The following is an 18,335-nucleotide window of genomic DNA, read 5'->3' as shown; positions in this document are numbered from 1 at the left end:
TTTTATTGTTGTTGCTGTGAGTATAGGAGCCGGGCTCGGCAAGTTTGGCGGGCAGCGCCGAGAAAAGGGGGAGGGGCTTGAGGGGGAGGGCCGGGATGCATGGACGACGCCATGCTCCCGGCCCCTTGGATTATCGCGGCCCGATCACCAGATCGGTCAGCGGCACGGCGCAGCAGGTGAGGATCTTGCCCTCGGCGCGCTCGGCGGCCGTGATGGCCGGGGCATCCGGGTGATCTACCTCGCCCGAGATCAGGGTCTGCTTGCAACTGCCGCAGATGCCGGCGCGGCAGCTCCAGGGCAGCTCCACGCCCTGCTTGTGGGCCTGATCCAGCACGGTTCCCTGATTGTTGCCGGCAAAGGCCTGTTCACCTATGCGCAGCCGTATCGCCTTGTGGGGGCGCGCCACCGAGAGGATGGCGCCGCCGAAGCTCTCCTGCCGGATCTGGCTGGCGGGCACGCCAAGGGCGGTCAGTCTGGCCGCCGCATCGGCCATAAAGCCATGAGGACCGCACAGGAACACCTCCCGCTGGATCAGCCCCTTGATCTGGGCCAGATGGGTATCGCAGAGGCGCCCTTTCAGCCCCTGCCAGTGACCATCGGGCTGGCTCAGGATCAGGGTGAGCGCCATCCCCTGCTGCGCCATGGCGAAGAGCTCGGCGGCGGCCGGGATGTCGGCCTCGCTGCGACACAGGTGCATGAAGTGAACGTCGGCAAGCTCCCCGCGCAGGGCCAGAGTGCGGGCGATGGCGAGCATGGGGGTGACACCTGAGCCGGCCGAGAGCAGCAACAACGAGCGCTCTGTGCCGAGATGAAACTCGCCAGCCGGTGCGGATGCCAGCAGGGTATCGCCCACCTTCAACTGCTGGTGCAGCCAGGGAGAGATGCGCCCCTCACCGAGGCGCTTGACGCTGATGCTGTAGCGATCCGGCAGATCCGGACTTGAGCTCAGGGTATAGCGCCGCTGCAGTCGCTCGCCCTTGATGTCTAGGCTGATGGGTAGGTGCTGGCCCGGCAGATAGTCAGGCAGCGGCTCGCCATCGGCCGCTTCGAACCAGAAGGTTTCCAGATCCCGTGCCAGCGGCTCGCGGGCCACGCACACCAGCGCCCGCTTCCTGGGCGCCGCGTTGGGGTAGCCCCTGGGACGGGTCGTCTCCAGCACCTCTATCTCGCTGCCCGCCTCAATCCAGCCCGCGTTGAGGGCCACCAGATTCTGGCCGAAATAGACATCCCCATCCTCGCCCCGGCGATAGCGGGTGAGGGTGGCGAGCGGCTCCTTGAGGGCATTGAAGCGATCCGTGCCCGCTTCCACCGTGGTCATGATGCAGCGGCTGCAGGGCTTGTCGACCCTGAACTCCACCTCGCCGATACGGATGCGCACCCAGCTGTCCTCCTCGAACGGACGGGTGCCGCTCGCCACCAGGTTGGTGCGAAACTGGCTCATCTGGTGCAGGGCATCGGAGCGCAGGTTGAGATCCTCGAGCGAGCTCTGGCTGATCAGCAGCAGCGGATAACCGTCGGCAAAGCTGACCCGGGTGCCTGTCTTCTCCCGAAAGCGGTCTGATGTTTCGCCAAGCCAGAGCAGTTGCACCGGCTCCCTCGTCACCTGGCTCAGCCAGTGATCGGCCCGGGGCAGGGTCTGCAGGGCAGTGAAGCTGTCGCCCCAGACCCCTGTGGTCTTGGGCGTGCGGGAAAAATCCTGCTCTCGCAGTGTGAGTGGCTCAAGACCCGGATAGCGCAACTGCAGGCCACCTTCCATGGGGGTGGCCACTACCTGTTGCAACTGGGGATGGGTGCGGGCCGTGATGAAGCTGCCGTCCGGCTTGACCACCATGTAGCGGCGATCCCCCAGCAGGCCCTCTTCGGTCACCCGGGCACGGGCCAGTGGCATGCCTGCCGTCGATTTGATGGGGTAGAGATGAATGCTGTCGAGTGTTGGCATGTCCGGGTCCTTGTGCAGTGGCCTGTGCAGATGAAGAGGAGGCAAGATAACGGTTCCCGCCCCGTGCAGCAATCCTTGCATGGTTGCCGCCCTGTGCCGTCCTTACCTGGCAATCCGGCGCTGACCGCCTCGGTTGGATAAGCCGGTCAACGCCATCCCGTGTGCAATTGGGCAAGATGTTACAGGGGTCACGTTCCGGGCTCCAGACCCCATAAAGTGCAACATTTTTTGATCCTGATCCGCCATTCAGTACAAAAATCAGTCCACTATCGAGACAGCTTCCAGTTTCTAACGCTTTCGCTTCTTCCCTCTCCGGCCACCGTCCGCCCCGGCTAAACGGTATCAAGTGCCATCGGAGGGGGCCTGTCACACAAAAAGAAGAAAGCAATGTATGAGCAAACAACTGGATATGACCCCACAGCCGGATCTCTCCCAGAAAACGGGAACAGGCCCGGTCCGTACTCGGCTACCCGTTTGGCGGCCGGCCCTGCCACCTTGCAACCACGCCTGCCCGGCCGGCGAGAACATCCAGGCCTGGCTTGCCCTGGCCGAAGCGGGCCGCTTTGAAGCGGCCTGGCAGACGCTGATCGAAGAAAATCCCCTGCCCGCCGTCCATGGCCGGGTCTGCTATCACCCCTGCGAGAGCGCCTGCAATCGCGCCCAGGTGGATGATGCCGTCTCCATTCACGCCATCGAACGCTTCCTCGGCGACGAGGCGCTGGCCAAAGGCTGGCAGCCTGCGCCACCTGCGCCCGCCAGTGGCAAGAAGGTGCTGATCGTCGGCGCCGGCCCGTCCGGTTTGTCCTGTGCCTGGCACCTCAACCGACTCGGCCATCAGGTGGAGATCCGCGAAGCGGGGCCGCTGGCCGGCGGCATGCTGCGCTTTGGCATTCCCGCCTACCGCTTGCCCCGCGACGTGCTGGACAGGGAGGTGGCCCGCATCCTGGCCGCCGGCGTCACCCTCACCCTCAATCACAAGGTGGAAGACGTGCTCAAGGCGCGTGACGCGGGGGGCTTTGATGCCGTCTTCATGGCCATTGGCGCCCATCTGGCCAAGCGGGTCGATATTCCGGCCCGGGAGGCGGGCAAGATCCTCGATGCGGTGAGCTTCCTCGAGCAGGCCAGCCTGGCCGAGGAGCAGGGTCTTCCGCCCCCCAAACTGGGACGACGAGTAGCCATCTACGGCGGCGGCAACACCGCCATGGATGCGGCTCGCACCGCCCGCCGCCTCGGGGTGGAGGAGGCGATGATCATCTACCGGCGCGACCGGGATCACATGCCGGCCCACGCCTTCGAGGCCCTTGAAGCCGAGGAGGAGGGGATCAAGATCAACTGGCTGCGCAGCATTCGCCAGCTCGACAACACCAGCATTGAAGTGGAGGTGATGGTGCTGGATGAGCAGGGCAAACCTGTGCCCACCGGCCAGTTCGAAACACTCGAAGCAGACTCCCTCATTCTGGCGCTCGGTCAGGAGGTGGACTTGAGCGTGCTGGAGAGCATTACCGGCGTGCGGGTCAGTCAGGAGGGGGTGGTGCAGGTGGCAGACAACCTCATGACAGACGTGCCCGGGCTGTTTGCCGGCGGCGACATGGTGCCCTCGGAGCGCACAGTCACTATCGCCACCGGCCACGGCAAGAAGGCGGCGCGCCACATGGATGCCTGGCTGCGCGGTCGCCACTACCACAAACCGCTCTCCTATCCATTGGTGGGGCCTGAGCAGCTGCAGCTCTGGTTCCAGACCCATGCGCCCGCCAGCAGTCAGCCGGTCAAACCGGCGTGGGCGCGGGACGACTTTGGCGAGATCATAGGTGGGCTGGACGAGACGGCGGCCCGCTACGAGGCGGCGCGCTGCTACTCCTGCGGCAACTGCTTCGAGTGCGACGGCTGTTATGGCAGCTGCCCCGAGCAGGCCATCGAGAAGCTGGGGCCGGGCCACGGCTATCGGGTGGATGCGGATCGCTGCACCGGCTGCGGTGCCTGTCACGATCAATGCCCCTGCCACGCTATCGAGCTGCGCCAACCGGAGGAGTCCCAATGAAACATGAACTGATCATGGTCGATGGCAACGAAGCCGCGGCCCGGGTGGCGTACCAGCTGAGCGAAGTGTGCGCCATCTATCCCATCACCCCCTCCTCGACCATGGCCGAGCTGGCCGACGCCTGGGCGGACGAGGGGCAGACCAACCTCTGGGGCAATATCCCCACAGTCGTGGAGATGCAGAGCGAAGGAGGGGCGGCCGGGACTGTGCACGGCGCCCTGCAGGCGGGGGCGCTCGCCACCACCTTCACCGCCAGTCAGGGGCTGATGCTGATGCTGCCCAACATGTACAAGATCGCCGGGGAATTGACCGCTGCCGTGTTCCATGTGGCGGCCCGATCGCTGGCGGCGCAGGGGCTCTCGATTTTTGGCGACCATCAGGACGTGATGGCGGCGCGCAGCACCGGCTTTGCCATGCTCGCCTCCGGCTCTGTGCAGGAGGCGCAGGACTTGGCCTTGGTTGCCCACAGCGTCACCCTGCAGTGCCGGGTGCCCTTCATCCACTTCTTCGACGGCTTTCGCACCTCCCACGAGGTGAACAAGATCACCGCCCTGCATAGGGACGAGATCCGTGCCCTCATCGACAACGACTGGGTGCGGGCCCATCGCGCCCGGGCGCTCAACCCGGATCACCCCGTGATGCGCGGCACCGCCCAGAACCCCGATACCTATTTCCAGTCCCGCGAGAGCGTCAACCCCTTCTACGAGGCGGTGCCGGCGCGGGTGCAGCAGTGCATGGACAAGCTGGGATCCCTCACCGGTCGCCACTACCGGCTGGTGGAGTACCACGGCGCCAGCGACGCGACCGACGTCATCTTGCTGATGGGGTCGGGAGCGGCCACCGCCCGCACCACGGTCGACTGGCTCAACCGGCAGGATCGCAAGACAGGGGTGCTGGTGGTGCGCCTCTATCGCCCCTTCCCGGTGCAGGCGCTGCTCGATGCCCTGCCCGCCAGCGTGCGCCGGCTGGCTGTGCTGGATCGCACCAAAGAGCCGGGGGCCGGGGGCGAGCCGCTGCTGCTGGACGTGCAGAGCGCCCTCATCGACGGCTTGCAGCGTGGCCTTATCAAGCGGCTGCCCTGGCTCAGTGGCGGTCGCTATGGCCTCTCCTCCAAGGAGTTCACCCCCGCCATGTGTGCCGCCGTGTTCGAGGAGCTGGCATCCGATGCGCCGCGCCCGCGCTTCACCGTGGGGATAGTGGATGATGTGTCGGGCCTGAGTCTGGCCTGGCATCCCATCGGCGATCTGGAGCCCGCCAGCCGGGTGCGGGCGCTCTTCTTTGGCCTGGGCGCCGACGGCACGGTCGGCGCCAACAAGAACAGCATCAAGATCATCGGCGAGCTGGAGGGCTTCCACGCCCAGGGCTATTTCGTCTACGACTCCAAGAAGTCGGGCTCGCGCACCGTCTCCCACCTGCGTTTTGGCCCCGAGCCCATAGACGCGCCCTGGCTCATCGAGCAGGCGAGCTTCATCGGCTGCCACCAGTGGAGCTTTGTCGAGTCGGTGGACTTGCTGGAGCACGCCGCCGAGGGGGCGACCCTGCTGCTCAACGCCCCCTGTGAGGCAAGCCAAGTCTGGGCCCGCCTGCCCGAGCGGCTGCGGGCCCGCATCCGCGCCCTCAACATCCAGCTCTACTGCATCGACGGGGATCGGGTGGCCGAGCAAAACGGCATGGGCAATCGCATCAACACCATAATGCAGACCTGCTTCTTCGCGCTGGCCGGGATCTTGCCGCGGGACGAGGCCATTGCGCTGATCAAGGAGAGCATAGAGAAGAGCTATGCCCGCAAGGGGCCAGAGGTGGTGGCGCGCAACTTCGCGGCGGTGGACGATACCCTGGCTCACCTCTGCAAGGTGGCGATCCCGGCCGGTGATGAGCCGATCAGCGACTATCCGCTGCCACTGGCCCCCGGCGGCAGCGAGTTTGTGCAGCGGGTGACCGGCGAGATGCTGGCGGGGCGCGGCGATCTCATCCCCGTCTCCATGTTGCCGGTGGATGGCACTTACCCCACAGCCACCAGTCGCTTCGAGAAGCGGGATATCGCCCGCGAGATCCCGATTTGGCATTCGGATATCTGCATCCAGTGCGGCAACTGCGTCTTCGTTTGCCCCCATGCTGCGCTGCGGGCCAAGTTCTATCACCAGGACTGGCTGGCCACCGCCCCCGAGGCGGCCCAGTCGGTGCCCGTCACCGCCAGGGGCTTCCCCGACAGCCGCTACACCTTGCAGCTCTATCCGGAGGATTGCACCGGCTGCGGTCAGTGCGTGCAGGCCTGTCCGGTGCGGGCCGGGGCGGATGCCAGCCATCAAGGCGAGCGTGTTGAAGGAGAGGGCCATGAAGGCGCGCGTGCCATCACCATGATGGACAAGGCACCCCATCTGGCCGGTCAGAAGCAGGCGTTGCGCTGGTTCGAGGGGCTGCCCTGGCCTGCCCGCGAGCGGGTGGATTTTTCCACGGTGCGCGGTGCCCAGTTCCTGGAGCCGCTGTTCGAGTTCTCCGGCGCCTGCGCCGGCTGTGGCGAGACCCCTTATCTCAAGCTGCTGACCCAGCTGTTTGGCGATCGCATGCTGGTGGCCAACGCCACCGGCTGCTCCTCCATCTATGGCGGCAACCTGCCGACCACCCCCTGGGCCAAGAACGGCGAAGGCAAGGGACCAGCCTGGTCCAACTCCCTGTTCGAGGACAACGCCGAGTTCGGCTTTGGCTTCCGCCTCACCGCCGATCAGCATCATGGTCAGGCGGTGGCCGCCCTCAAGGCGATGAAGGGGGAGCTGGGGGATGAGCTGGTCGAGTCGCTTGTCAGCGCCCCGCAGCGGCTGGAGTCACAGATCCGCGCCCAGCGGGGCAGGGTGGCACAGGTGCGCGAACGACTGGAGGAGGTGAACTCGGGACAAGCCCGCGAGCTGCTGTCCCTCATCGATCAACTGGTGCGTCGCTCGGTCTGGATCGTCGGCGGCGATGGTTGGGCCTATGACATAGGCTCGGCGGGGCTCGATCACGTGCTCGCCTCCGGGCGGGATGTGAACGTGCTGGTGATGGATACCGAGGTCTATTCCAACACCGGCGGCCAGATGTCGAAATCGACGCCGCTCGGTGCCGTCGCCAAGTTCGCGGCGGGGGGCAAGACGCTCGCCAAGAAGGATGTGGCGCTGCAGGCCATCTCCTATGGCAATGTCTATGTGGCCCGCATCGCCTTTGGCGCCAATCCGCAGCAGACGTTGCAGGCCCTGCGGGAGGCGGAGGCCTATCCGGGCCCGTCCCTCATCATCGCCTACAGCCACTGCATCGCCCACGGCATCGACATGGAGCTGGGGCTGACCCAGCAGAAACGGGCGGTGGACTCGGGCCACTGGCCGCTGCTGCGCTACAACCCGGTATTGCGCCACGCGGGGCAGAACCCCTTCAGCCTCGACAGCCTGCGCCCTTCGATTCCGCTTGCCGAGTACAGGGCAGAGGAGAACCGCTACCGGGTGCTGGCCCAGAGCCACCCGGAGGAGGCCGAGCGGCTGATGCAGGTGGCACAACAAGTGGCGTGGCAGAAGTGGGCTACCTACGAGGAGATGGCGACCCGGGAGGCCAGCGCCTTCCATCCTCCCGTCTGAGCCGGATCCTGAATGACGAAGCGGGCCTGTCGGCCCGCTTTTTTTATGGCTGGAGAGAGGCGTGGCTCAGGGGCTGGTGGCACGCAGCACCTTGAGGTGCAGGCTGCGCTCCTGATGGGCTTCTATCTCCTGCTCGGTGAAGCGCATGGGTTGCCACTGCTGGCGGGCAAACTGCTCGGTCTGATCGGTGAAGTGCGGGCTCTCGGGATCGTGGGACTGGCCGTAGCTCAGGAAGCGTTCCGCTTTGGGCCTGGTGGCATCGAACTGCAGGGCCAGCACGAAGCTGGAGCCGTAGTTGGCGCGATAGCGCAGCTCGGGCTGGCCGTCACCGTCGTCATCCAGGCTGCGCAGCGTGGTGTCCGCCACGCTCTTGCCGGTCACTATGTTGGCGAGATCCGAGCTGCTGCGCGAAGGCAGATTGGTCTGCACCATGTTGAACAGCCCCTCGAACGAGTTGCCTCCCGGCAGCGCTATGGGGGTCAGCCCGGCCGCCTTTTGCACGAACTGCAGCGCGCCGAGTTCGGCATCCGGCGCGATACCGGCGGCCTGCAACCGCTGCTGGGCATGGGCCAGCGCCAGCAGGGCGGGATCCAGATCCGGCGCGCCGCCCCAGGGAGCCAGCCCGCTCGGCGTGGTGGCGCCCCTGGCCGGATCGAAGGGGATGGCAAACAGGGCATCCTTGATGTCTCTGTGGCCGCTGGTGCGAAACGCCGTCAGCCATTCGCGCATCAGGTGGGCGCCCCGGCTCTCCAGCTGATACTCGCCATCCCAGTTGGCGAGCGCATTGCAACTCGGGGTCAGGTCCAGCGGGCCGCTCGTCAGCTGGATCAGCGGATGGGCCTGGCAACGGGCCAGCAGGGGATCCCTGAGTTCGCGGGCAAACAGGGAGCCGTTGTGGGTCAGCACCCGTTGCAGCGCCGGCAGGGTGAAGCGGCGATCGGCCCCGGTCAGTCCCATGGTCTCTGGGGTGCTGATGAGCTGGGCGTTGTAGCGGGTGCGCGGGCTGCGCACCGTCTGCTCCGGTCCGTAGAGGATGGAGTAACCCTCCAGCGGCGCCGCCAGGTTGGTCAGCCAGTGGCTGCTGTTGGCGTTGTAGACGTAGTCGCTGCGGGTCTGGCGGGGGGCCTGGCTCAGGGGGACAAGGCCGGGGGCCCGGGTCTGGCCGCTGTCGACCCACTCGAAATCGGGGTCGTTGCCCGGCAGCAGCACGCTGCCCTCGCCATCCAGCCAGACGGGGGCCAACTGCGGGGTCTGGGAGGCCATTCGCCACCAGGCTTCGGCCTTGGCGCCGAGGCGGGGCACCTGGGTGGCATCCACATAGCTGGCCTGGCCCGCCTTGTCGATCATCAGGATATTGACCCAGGGCACCCCCTGATGCTCGGCCAGTGCGTCAAAGAAGGCCGGGGTACTCTGGGCCTTGGCCATGGCCAGCCACTGCTCCAGCATCTTGTAGTTGCCGGCGTTGGCATCGCGGAAGCTGATGGCGCTGCTGCTGGTCCAGCCCAGGGTGGGCGAGAGGGAGGCGAGGTTGACCACGGGGCCGAAGTGGCTGGCATAGACGGTCTGGGCATAGGGCTGCAGGCTGCCATCGGCCTGGCGCACTTGCAGCGTGATGGTTTTCTGGCTCATCTCCCGCCACTGGTCGCCGTAGCGGTAGCGCAGCGGATTGGCGGGATCCAGGGTGAGCTGATAGAGGGTGAAGCGCTTGGACTGGGAGACGGTATGGGTCCAGCCCAGCTGTTCGTTGAAGCCGATCAGGATGGCGGGAAAACCCATCATGGTGGCGCCGGTCACGTTGAGTTTGCCCGGGATCTGCAGGTGCTGTTCGTAGAACCTGAGTTCGCCATCCCAGGGGAAGTGGGGGTTGCCGAGCAGCAAACTGTTGGCGTTGCTGCTGCGATCCGCCCCCAGCGCCCAGCCGTTGCTGCCGATCCCCTCGGCGGTGAGCAGCCACTCGGCTTCCGGGTCAGGCAGGGCACGCGCCTGCGTCCCGCTGCCGGGGGGCTGGGCGCTCGCCATGGCGCCGATGAAGCTGCGGCCGCTGGCGAGCTGGGCGAGATCCAGGTGATAGGCCAGCAGCTGGGTCGGGGTGATGGGCTCGACCCACTCGGCCCCACGGCAGGGGGAAGGATAGTCCGCCGGGCTGGCTCGTCCCGCGAGTGAGTGGTTGAAGCCCGCCACATAGCCCTCGATGAGATCGCGGGCATCCGGCGCCAGCTTGCCATACAGAGCGGCGGCCTGGGCGGGCAGATCCAGCGAGCGATAGCCCACGTCGGAGAGCAGGTTGCGCTGCTGCTCTCCCGCTCCCAGCCAGCGGGATTTTTCCCCCCGCAGTTTCATGATCTGCTCGCTCAGGGTGCAGAGGTTCTCCTCGGCATGGGCGTAACCCGCCCCGAAGCCGAGGCTGGCGTAGTCATTCGCCTTGATGTGGGGCACCCCCTGCTCCGTGTAGGTGAGGGTGACGTCATAGTGGCGAGCGGGATCCGGCTCGCTGCTGTTCTCCTGGCAGCCGGCCAGAACGAGGCAGCCGAGCAGGGTAAGGGGAAAGGGAGATCGCATTTGAGTTCCTTCTGTTGTCCGTGCTTGTTATGGTTCTGTTGCTTTTTGCCCGCAGGAGAGGGTATTTAAGAGCAGGGCGAGCTGGCTGTCGCTCCGCTGGATGGAACCGGTCATAGTTCCAAAAACAGAATAAAAACAAGGATAAACAGGTCCGTCTCGATGGAGCCGTACCTGGGGGAGCAAGCATATGCAGTGGGAAGAAGTGGCGGCCTTGCTCAGTCTGAGCCTGGCGGGCATGTTGTTGCTGGCGGCGCTCGGCTGGCAGTGGCGGGGACGCTGGGACTCAGCCTCCGATTATCTGCTGGCCCTGCTCGCCCTGAGCAGCGTGCAGGCGCTGGAGTATCTCTACCATCAGCAGCAGCTGTTCGAACGCTGGCCTCATCTGCTCAAACTGGCGGATCCCCTGGTGGTGATGCTGCCGTTCTGCCTCTATGGCTATATCCGGGCCCTGCAGGGGGAGCCGGTGCTCGGCCGCTGGCGTGACCGCATGGTGCACAGTCTGCCGCTGTTGCTGGTGGCCGTGCTGGCGCTGCCTTACTGGTTGCTGCCTGGCGCCGAGAAGGTGCGCTGGATCCTGCTCGGCAAGCAGGGGGATGGGTTGTGGCCCGGCATCACCCTCTACGGCAATCGTTATCTGGCCATCATGGCCCTGCTGGGGCTGATCTACTGGTGGCGGCAGCAGCGGCTTGGGGTCGTCAGCCGCAAGCCGGCGCTGCGGGCCTGGGTGAGCCAGTTGCAGGGACTGCAACTGTTGGTGGCCTTGTTGCTGCTGGGGCGGATCGCCCTGAGCTGGCTCGGCTGGCCGCTCTCCACCGTCTATCTGCAGGCCCCCGTCACCGCCTATCTGCTGTTGCAGGTACTGGCCCATGCCCGCCTGCCGCAACAGGCGGCCTCGGCAGAGATCACGCAACCCGGCGGGAGTGAGGGTCAGGCCTGCATCATGAGCCCGGCACTGGACGCGAGCCAGCAGCCGCTGTTTGACGAGCTGGAGCGGCGGCTGAAGGAGGGGGCCTATCGGGATCCCGGGCTCTCCCTCGGCAAGCTGGCTGGCGAGTGCGGCCTGAGTACCCATCAGGCCTCCACCGCCATCAACGCCTGCTCGGGGGGCAACTTCTACGACTGGCTAAACCGTTATCGGGTGGAGGAGGCCAAACGGCTGCTGCAGGCGGGAGACGAGACGGTGGCCAGCATCTGCTACCGGGCCGGTTTCAACAGCAAGTCCACCTTCAACACCGCCTTTCGCCGCCATACGGGGCAGACCCCGAGCGAATTTCGCCGTCAGGGCCTGCCAGCGTTTCGGACGGCTTCCCCGTGACGAGACGATAAAAAGCCCGGCTTGAGCCGGGCTGGAGGGATAAGTTGCTTATCCGGGTATTCGTCGAGGCGTCTAGTGTGGATGTTGTTTGAGGATGTCGTATATCTCCTCTTTCAGTTTAAGTTTCTGTTTTTTCAGATCCTTCACCTCGGAGCTGTAGTCGCTGGCGTGATGCTTTTCCAACTTTCTAATCTCCGCATCCAGGTCGTTGTGCAAGTCAAACTTCTTCTGGAAATGGACATCACTGCTCTTCAGTTTCGAGATGAGATCTCTGTACTCTGGGAACATGTAATGAAGCCTCCTTGGTTTCGTTTGATTGTGCCTTCAAAACCAAAGTACCCCTTCCCCCCACAGATAAATGTGATCCCGATCGAATTCGGGACCAATGATTTGCTGCATCTGGGGGATGATTTTTAACTGCTTGAATCACAAGCTGATAAGCCATTTGTAAGTAAGAAACTGAGCTTCAAACTGGAATCGCGATCACAGTTGTGACGGTTTGATGACGGTGGAGGGCTGGCAAGCGGGCAGCAAAAAGGGGCCAGGGGCCCCTTCTTGAGAACAGGTGTGGCGTTTACTCTTTTTTCTTTTTCTTCTCGGGCAGCGGCTTGCCGTCTCTGGCGATCACCTTGCCCACCTCGAAGCCAATCTGCGCCGCCAGCTCTTCCAGATCCGGCGCCTTGGCCTCGTTGCCGATGGCGTACTGGTAGTTGGCTATGGTGATCTTCTCGGCCACCGGGGTCCCCGGGAGTATGGGTTCACGCCAGCCCTGGCCGACATGCGCCACCAGCGTGCCGTTCATGATGAGCTCGCCGACTATCTCCTGGGTGGGGATGCCCTTGCCGTAGGTGAGACCCTGCGGGTGCTTCTTGCCGACCAGCGGCTCCGTGCTGGCAGGCATCAACTTGGTGCGGATCAGCCACTTGGGATCCTGGGTCTTGCCGAGTGCTTTGCCGGTCTGGTATTCGTTGATCTTGATGGTCTTGATCATCTGGGCTGTAAAATCTTTGGTCAGCGCCTTCTGGGCCTCGCTTGTCTCGTCGATGGCGATGGGTGCCACATACCAGGTTTTGGCGGCTTGCGCCTTGGGAGCCGCGGGCGCGGTTTGCGCCATGGCCAGCGGGCTGAGCAGGATGGCAGCCAACAAGAGTCCGATTTTCTTCATTGTGATTCCGCTTATGTTTCAACAAGAATTTTGTTTTGCCAGCGACGACTGCGCCAGCGCCAGAACATGGCCAGACCGCGCACCCACTCATCGCAGGCGAGCGCCAACCAGATGCCGACCAGTCCATAGCCCTGCATGATACCAAGGAAATAGGCGAGCGGAACGGCAATCCCCCACATGGAGACGAGCGCCATGTAGAGCGGGAAACGGGCATCCCCGGTGGCACGCAGGGCGTTGATCACCACCAGGTTGAAGGTGCGGCCGGGTTCGAGGATGAGGCTGATGAGAAACAGCTGGGCCACCTGGGTGATGATGTCGGGATCGTCGGTGAACAAACTGATGATGGCGCGGCCATTGAGGGCGGCGGCGATGGCGATCAGGGTCGTGACGATGAGGCCGAGCTTGAGGCTCTTCATCAGCTGGTTGTAGGCCTGCTCGAAGCGGCGGGCCCCCGCCAGATGGCCGATGATGATCTCGTTGCCAAGACCGATGGAGAGGCCGAACAGCAGGATGAACAGGCAGATCTGGAAGAAATAGGACTGGGTCGCCAGCGCCTTGTCGCCGAGCAGGCCGACGAAGGCGGTGACCACCATGAACTGCAGCATCCAGGAGAGGTTCTCCCCCGCCGCCGGCAGGCCTATGTGCAGCACCTTGTCCAGCATGACCTTGCTGGGGCGGACTATCTCGGGCAAACGCAACTTGATACCTGTCTTGCGCGCCACCAGCCACACCAGCAACACAACGCCGACGATGCGACCCGCCACCGTGCTGATGGCGACCCCGGCCACTCCCAGCTGGGGCAGGCCGAACCAGCCGTAGAGCAGCAGCAGGTTGCCGACGAAGGTGATGAGGTTGACGGTCAGGGTCACGTACATGGCCTGACGGGTATGGCCGTGGGCACGCAGGGTGGCGGCCAGGCAGAGTGCCGCCGCCTCCGGCAGCAGGCACAGGCCGATGATCTGCAGATAAAGGGTGGCATCGCCCATCAGGTGGGCGGGCAGGTTCATCAGGGAGAGCATGGTGCTGGCGCCGGCGAGCACGCCGACCGCGGCCACCAGCCCCACCAGCAGGTTGAAGCCGATGGCGGTGTGGATGACGATGCGCGCCTTCTCCCGATCGCCGGCCCCCAGATACTGGGTGATCACCACGCTGGTGCCTATGCTGACGAAGCTGAACAAGGTGATGGCCAGATCGAACACCTGGTTGCCGACCGCCAGTGCCGCCACGCCCTGATAGGAGACGTGGCCCACCATGAAGGTGTTGAGGGCCCCGGTCAGAAAGTGCAGGGCGAGATCGATAAACAGCGGCCAGGTCAGGGAGAAGAGAGTGCCTGGGCCCGCCTGGGATTGAGTTTGCATGGGGTGTCCAAATACTGGGGATGGCCCTCGTCAGCGCCATCTGGACGGGCATTTAACACCAAGAGTCCGCAGGGTGCAATCCTGCCCTGAGCTGAGAGTGCGCCAGACCCTCCCGGGGAGAGTCCGGCTCCCGATCAGGCCGGGGTGGCGCCTGCCTCCTGCTCAGAGGGGAGCGTGAGCCGCGCCGAGTCCGGCAGCGCATCATCCTGGGGCCAGTGGGAGAGGATGGCGTCCGTGGTGCTCTCCACCACTGTGTCATCTTTGAACACGGGCTCCCGGTAGCAGCGGGTCATGCGCAGCGCCTGATACATGTCGGGGCAGAGGATGACCCCCTCGTCGCCCACCCGGATCCCCGCCTGCTTGAGCCACTGGCTCATCTGGCCGTGGCGACCAGCCATCACCATGTGGATGCCGCGCCGTTTCAGATCCTTGTGCAGCTCCCCCACCATGCTCATCACGCTGATGTCCTGATGGGTGAAACAGGCCACCGCATCCACCACCAGGCATTTGGGGTTGTGGGGATCCTGCACCAGCAGCGCCAGCACCCGCCGCTTGAAGTAGGGGGCGTTGAAGTAGGTGAGCGGCGAGTTGAAGCGATAGACCAGGATGCCGGGAATGGCCTTGGCCTGCTCGTTGTCCCCCAGGGTACGCACCACCCCCTCGTCATCCATGCCGAGCAACTGGTCGGTGGGGCGCATCACATTGCGCAGGAACTGGAACAGCCCCAGCAGCACGGCGAGGGTGATCCCCGGGATCACCCCCATGGCCAGCACGCTGACGAAGGTGATGAGCGCCAGCCAGAAGGCGGCCCGATCCGAGTGGCGCAGGGCCCACAGGCCGCGAAAATCGGTCAGCGACAGCGACGCCATCACCAGTACCACGCCGAGGGCGGCCGTGGGTATGTATTGCAGCGGCGCCGTCAGGTAGAAGGTGACCAGGGCGATGGCGGCGGCCGCTATGATGGAGACCAGCTGGCTCTTGCCGCCGTTGGCATCGTTGACCGCGGTGCGCGAATCCGCCCCGCTGATGGCAAAGCCCTGAGAGGCAGCCGCCGCCAGGTTGGCCATCCCCAGCGCCCGAAACTCCTTGTCCGCATCGATTTCATAGCCGTTCTTGGCGGCGAAGCTGCGGGCGGTGAGCATCATGGAGACGAAGCTCACCATGGCGAGGTTGAGCGCCGGCAGCACCAGCTCGCGCATCAGACCTGGGGGAAATTCCGGCAACTGGAAGACGGGCATACCCGAGCCGATGGCCCCCAGGGTGGCGATGCCGAACTGGCCGAGATCCAGTCCCCACACCAGGGCCGCCGTCACTACCATGGCCACCATGGAGGAGGGCCAGGCCGGCTTGTAGCGCTTGGCCAGCAGCAGGGTGAGCAAGGCGGTCAGGCTCATGGCCAGGGTCGGCAGATGGGTCTGGGTAATGTAGTTGGCACCGCCCGCGATCCGCTCTATGAGGTAGCGCTCGCTGAAGGTGAAGCCGAAGATCTTGGAGAGCTGACCCACCATTATGGTGATGGCCACGCCGTTGAGCAGCCCCATCAATATGGGACGGGAGAGAAAGTCCGCCAGCACCCCCAGCTTGAAGCGGCTGGCGATGAGGCACCAGAAGCCGGTCATGGCGGTCATTGTCATCACCAGCTGCCAATGGCGGGTGGCATCACCGGCGGCGAGCGGGGTGACCACGGCGGCTATCACCGCGCAGGTGGCGGCGTCCGGGCCGACGATCAGCTGGCGGGAGGTGCCAAACAGGGCGTAGACCAGCATGGGCAGTATGCAGGAGTAGAGGCCGACCAGGGGCCCCACGCCGGCGAGTTCGGCATAGGCGATGGCCACGGGCAGCGCCACGGCCGCCACCGACAGTCCAGCGCGCACATCCGGCATCAGCCAGGCCCGCTGGTATTGCAGCAGGGCGGCGAGGCCCGGTAGCCAGCGTTCGAGTGAGAAGAAGTCGCGCATTATTTAACCCATTGAGTTACAAACAGCTTTTCCCTAGTGTGCCCAAGGTTGCCGAAACATTGCAATCAGGTTATGGCCAGTTCACCACCAGGTCAGGCCACAGCCGTTGCCACTCCTTGGCCTTGACCCGTTCGGTAAAAACCCGGCTCTCCTGGCGGCAGCGCGGGTTGGGATCCACCTGCAGGGACCAGTTGGGGGCAAAGCCATGGGGGGCCAGCCACTCGAACTCGCCGTCTGGCAGCAACCTGACCCCGATGCAGGTAGGCACCTCCACCCAGTGGCTGAGGGCCTCCAGACTGCTGACAAAGGGGGGAACCCGTTGGCGCTGGTGCATGCGGGCCTGATTGCGCACTTCCCAGCGTTGGCCCGGCACCCTGGCGGCCAGCCAGGCCTCGTGATCGGCCTCCTTCAATCCAGCCGGATCAGCACTGTCCAGATAGATGAGATCGATATCGTTGAGCGGGGTAGGGACTGATTTACAGTGCAGATGATCCCAGATGAGATTGCGGATAAAGCCGGCCCCCAGCGCCCAGTCGGGCAGCGCCAGCTCGCGCGCTGCCTGCAGGCAGGCCATGCGCTGGCCATCGGCCCGCAGCAGGATTTCGGTTTGCGCTTGCAGGCGCGCCTCTTGCGTACTCTGACGCGTCTGTGCGTCAACCTGCATTGCGGCGCAGCCAGACGTCTATGTAGCTGCAGCTGGGCACTATGGTGAGCCCCTCCGCCTGGGTCCAGCTGTAGAAGGTGCGCGCCAGCTGATCGGCGATGCCCTGTACCCTGAGCTCCGGCGGGACGAAGGTGCTGTAGGCGTCTATGGTCTTGGCATCGAGCCGCCGGTAACGCAGCCTGGACTCCTTGCCGTCCACCACGCAGATGAATTGTTGCTGGTTGGCCTGATGAATGATCTCGCTCATGCTTGCTCCTCGGTACGGGGAATGGGGTTATCTGACCACGTTGGCAGCCCTTTGCCAACTGCACGGGCTCGCTTACACTGCGAGCCCGACCGGGTGCATACCCGCTAGCCAAGGTATAGAACAGTTAACAGAGGATGGATCCCATTATGGCCTTCGCCACGCTGGAAGATCTGATTGGCAATACCCCCCTGCTGGCGCTGCGCCGCATCAATCCCTGGCCAGAGGTCACCCTGCTGGTGAAGCTGGAGGGCAACAATCCCGCCGGTTCGGTCAAGGACAGGCCGGCGCTGAACCTCATCAAGATCGCCGAAGCGAGCGGTCGCTTGCTGCCGGGAGCCCGGCTCATCGAGGCCACCTCCGGCAACACCGGCATAGCACTGGCCATGGTGGCGGCGGCGCGGGGCTATCGGATGCGGCTCATCATGCCGCGCACCATGAGCCAGGAGCGGCGCGATGCCATGCAGGCCTATGGCGCCGAGCTGGTGCTGGTGGAAAACGGCATGGAAGAGGCGCGGGATCTGGCGCTGGCCATGGAGGCACGCGGGGAGGGACTGGTGCTCGATCAGTTCAACAACCCGGCCAACCCGGATGCCCACTATCAATCGACCGGCCCCGAGATCTGGCGCCAGAGCGAGGGGGCGGTCACTCACTTCGTCTCGGCCATGGGCACCACGGGCACCATAATGGGGGTCTCCCGCTACCTCAAGGAGCAGAACCCGGCGGTGCAGGTGATAGGTCTGCAACCGGCAGAGGGGAGCCAGATCCCTGGCATTCGCCGCTGGCCTGTGGCCTACCTGCCCACCATTTTCGAGCCACAAAGGGTCGATCGGGTGCTGGACGTGACCCAGCAGGAGGCGCTGCTCATGATGCGCCGGCTGGCGCGGGAGGAGGGGATCTGCTGCGGGGTCAGCTCAGGTGGTGCCGTGGCCGGTGCCCTGCGGGTGGCGGCAGAGATCAAGCAGGGGGTGGTGGTGGTCATCATCTGTGATCGGGGGGATCGCTACCTCTCCACCGGGGTCTTTACGCCGGATCCGGCAGAGACGAACTGAGTGAAGTGGTCGGTAACATGATACGTATCAATAACTTGCTGACAAACTGCTTGATGTACCCTTTGTAACAATCAACAGCTTTCACAAGGTTGAATCCCTTTGTCTCCTGTTTGACACTCGGCGCCCTCTCGTCACCGATGCAAACAGGAGCGTCACATGATCTTGCCTTACTCCCTGAGTGTTTCTCTCATTGGCCTGGCCCTGGCGGGCTGCACCGTCGAACCCTATGCCTACCAGTGCGGCGACAAGCACTGCGCCGTCATCGATCACAAGGGGGAGAAACATGAGCGGCCACTGGACGAGATGAAACCCGTCTGGGAGCGCAACCAGGAACGGGAAGAGGCCATTCGCCGCAACAAGGAGTCCATCTGGCGCGAGAAGACGCCGGAGGGAAGGGACAACTATGGGGCCGGTGCCACCATCAGCTGGTAGCAAGCGGCC

The 18,335-nt window shown here is 64.5% G+C and carries 13 protein-coding genes; 5 read left to right on the top strand and 8 right to left on the bottom strand.

What is annotated here, in order from left to right; all coding sequences use genetic code 11:
* Positions 1-130: 130 nt before the first annotated feature.
* Positions 131-1,939, bottom strand: coding sequence for an MOSC N-terminal beta barrel domain-containing protein (locus tag IU367_RS14585; RefSeq protein ID WP_274452268.1), 1,809 nt, complete (start codon positions 1,937-1,939; stop codon positions 131-133).
* A 391-nt stretch (positions 1,940-2,330) separates the two neighbouring features.
* On the opposite strand from IU367_RS14585, the gene IU367_RS14580 reads away from it, so the two are divergent.
* Positions 2,331-3,977, top strand: coding sequence for an NAD(P)-binding protein (locus tag IU367_RS14580; RefSeq protein ID WP_274452267.1), 1,647 nt, complete (start codon positions 2,331-2,333; stop codon positions 3,975-3,977).
* Positions 3,974-7,579, top strand: a complete 3,606-nt coding sequence (gene nifJ / locus IU367_RS14575; protein ID WP_274452266.1) for a pyruvate:ferredoxin (flavodoxin) oxidoreductase — start codon at positions 3,974-3,976, stop codon at positions 7,577-7,579. Before IU367_RS14580 ends, nifJ begins: the two co-directional genes overlap by 4 nt.
* Positions 7,580-7,645: 66 nt before the next feature.
* Here the strand turns inward: nifJ and IU367_RS14570 are convergent, their stop codons facing one another.
* Positions 7,646-10,138 carry a penicillin acylase family protein gene (locus tag IU367_RS14570; RefSeq protein ID WP_274452265.1) on the bottom strand — a complete coding sequence of 831 codons (2,493 nt, stop codon included), beginning with the start codon at positions 10,136-10,138 and terminating at the stop codon, positions 7,646-7,648.
* A gap of 187 nt (positions 10,139-10,325) precedes the next feature.
* Here IU367_RS14570 and IU367_RS14565 point away from each other — a divergent pair, with 187 nt between their 5' ends.
* Complete coding sequence (locus tag IU367_RS14565; RefSeq protein ID WP_274452264.1) at positions 10,326-11,453, top strand: helix-turn-helix domain-containing protein; 1,128 nt, start codon at positions 10,326-10,328, stop codon at positions 11,451-11,453.
* Positions 11,454-11,525: 72 nt separating this feature from the next.
* Here the strand turns inward: IU367_RS14565 and IU367_RS14560 are convergent, their stop codons facing one another.
* From IU367_RS14560 to IU367_RS14535, 6 genes are all read right to left on the bottom strand, one after another.
* Positions 11,526-11,741: an HP1242/YdcH family protein gene (locus IU367_RS14560; RefSeq protein WP_005313020.1), complete on the bottom strand. Its 216-nt coding sequence runs from the start codon at positions 11,739-11,741 to the stop codon at positions 11,526-11,528.
* Between the two features lie 286 nt (positions 11,742-12,027).
* Entirely contained in the window at positions 12,028-12,618 is a 591-nt protein-coding gene (locus IU367_RS14555) for a hypothetical protein (protein ID WP_043557254.1), read from the bottom strand.
* Between the two features lie 11 nt (positions 12,619-12,629).
* Entirely contained in the window at positions 12,630-13,976 is a 1,347-nt protein-coding gene (locus IU367_RS14550) for an MATE family efflux transporter (protein ID WP_241278311.1), read from the bottom strand.
* Between the two features lie 134 nt (positions 13,977-14,110).
* Positions 14,111-15,934, bottom strand: coding sequence for a SulP family inorganic anion transporter (locus IU367_RS14545; RefSeq protein ID WP_043141018.1), 1,824 nt, complete (start codon positions 15,932-15,934; stop codon positions 14,111-14,113).
* Between the two features lie 70 nt (positions 15,935-16,004).
* Positions 16,005-16,598 (bottom strand): nucleotidyltransferase family protein, encoded by a 594-nt coding sequence (locus IU367_RS14540; RefSeq protein WP_241278310.1) that lies wholly within the window; start codon positions 16,596-16,598, stop codon positions 16,005-16,007.
* Complete coding sequence (locus IU367_RS14535; protein WP_011705401.1) at positions 16,588-16,845, bottom strand: GNAT family N-acetyltransferase; 258 nt, start codon at positions 16,843-16,845, stop codon at positions 16,588-16,590. Before IU367_RS14535 ends, IU367_RS14540 begins: the two co-directional genes overlap by 11 nt.
* Positions 16,846-16,979: 134 nt before the next feature.
* Between IU367_RS14535 and cysM the strand changes: the two genes are divergently transcribed.
* Together cysM and IU367_RS14525 are read left to right on the top strand one after the other, a co-directional pair.
* Positions 16,980-17,894, top strand: a complete 915-nt coding sequence (gene cysM, locus IU367_RS14530) for a cysteine synthase CysM (RefSeq protein ID WP_241278309.1) — start codon at positions 16,980-16,982, stop codon at positions 17,892-17,894.
* Positions 17,895-18,050: 156 nt separating this feature from the next.
* On the top strand, positions 18,051-18,326 hold the full coding sequence (locus IU367_RS14525; RefSeq protein ID WP_098984517.1) for a hypothetical protein: 276 nt from the start codon (positions 18,051-18,053) through the stop codon (positions 18,324-18,326).
* Positions 18,327-18,335: the final 9 nt, after the last annotated feature.

This window comes from Aeromonas bestiarum, from assembly GCF_028751155.1.
GTDB classification, from domain to species: Bacteria; Pseudomonadota; Gammaproteobacteria; order Enterobacterales; family Aeromonadaceae; genus Aeromonas; species Aeromonas bestiarum.
Note: the sequence above shows the minus strand (reverse complement) of the source record. Positions and strands in the feature narration are given on the sequence as shown.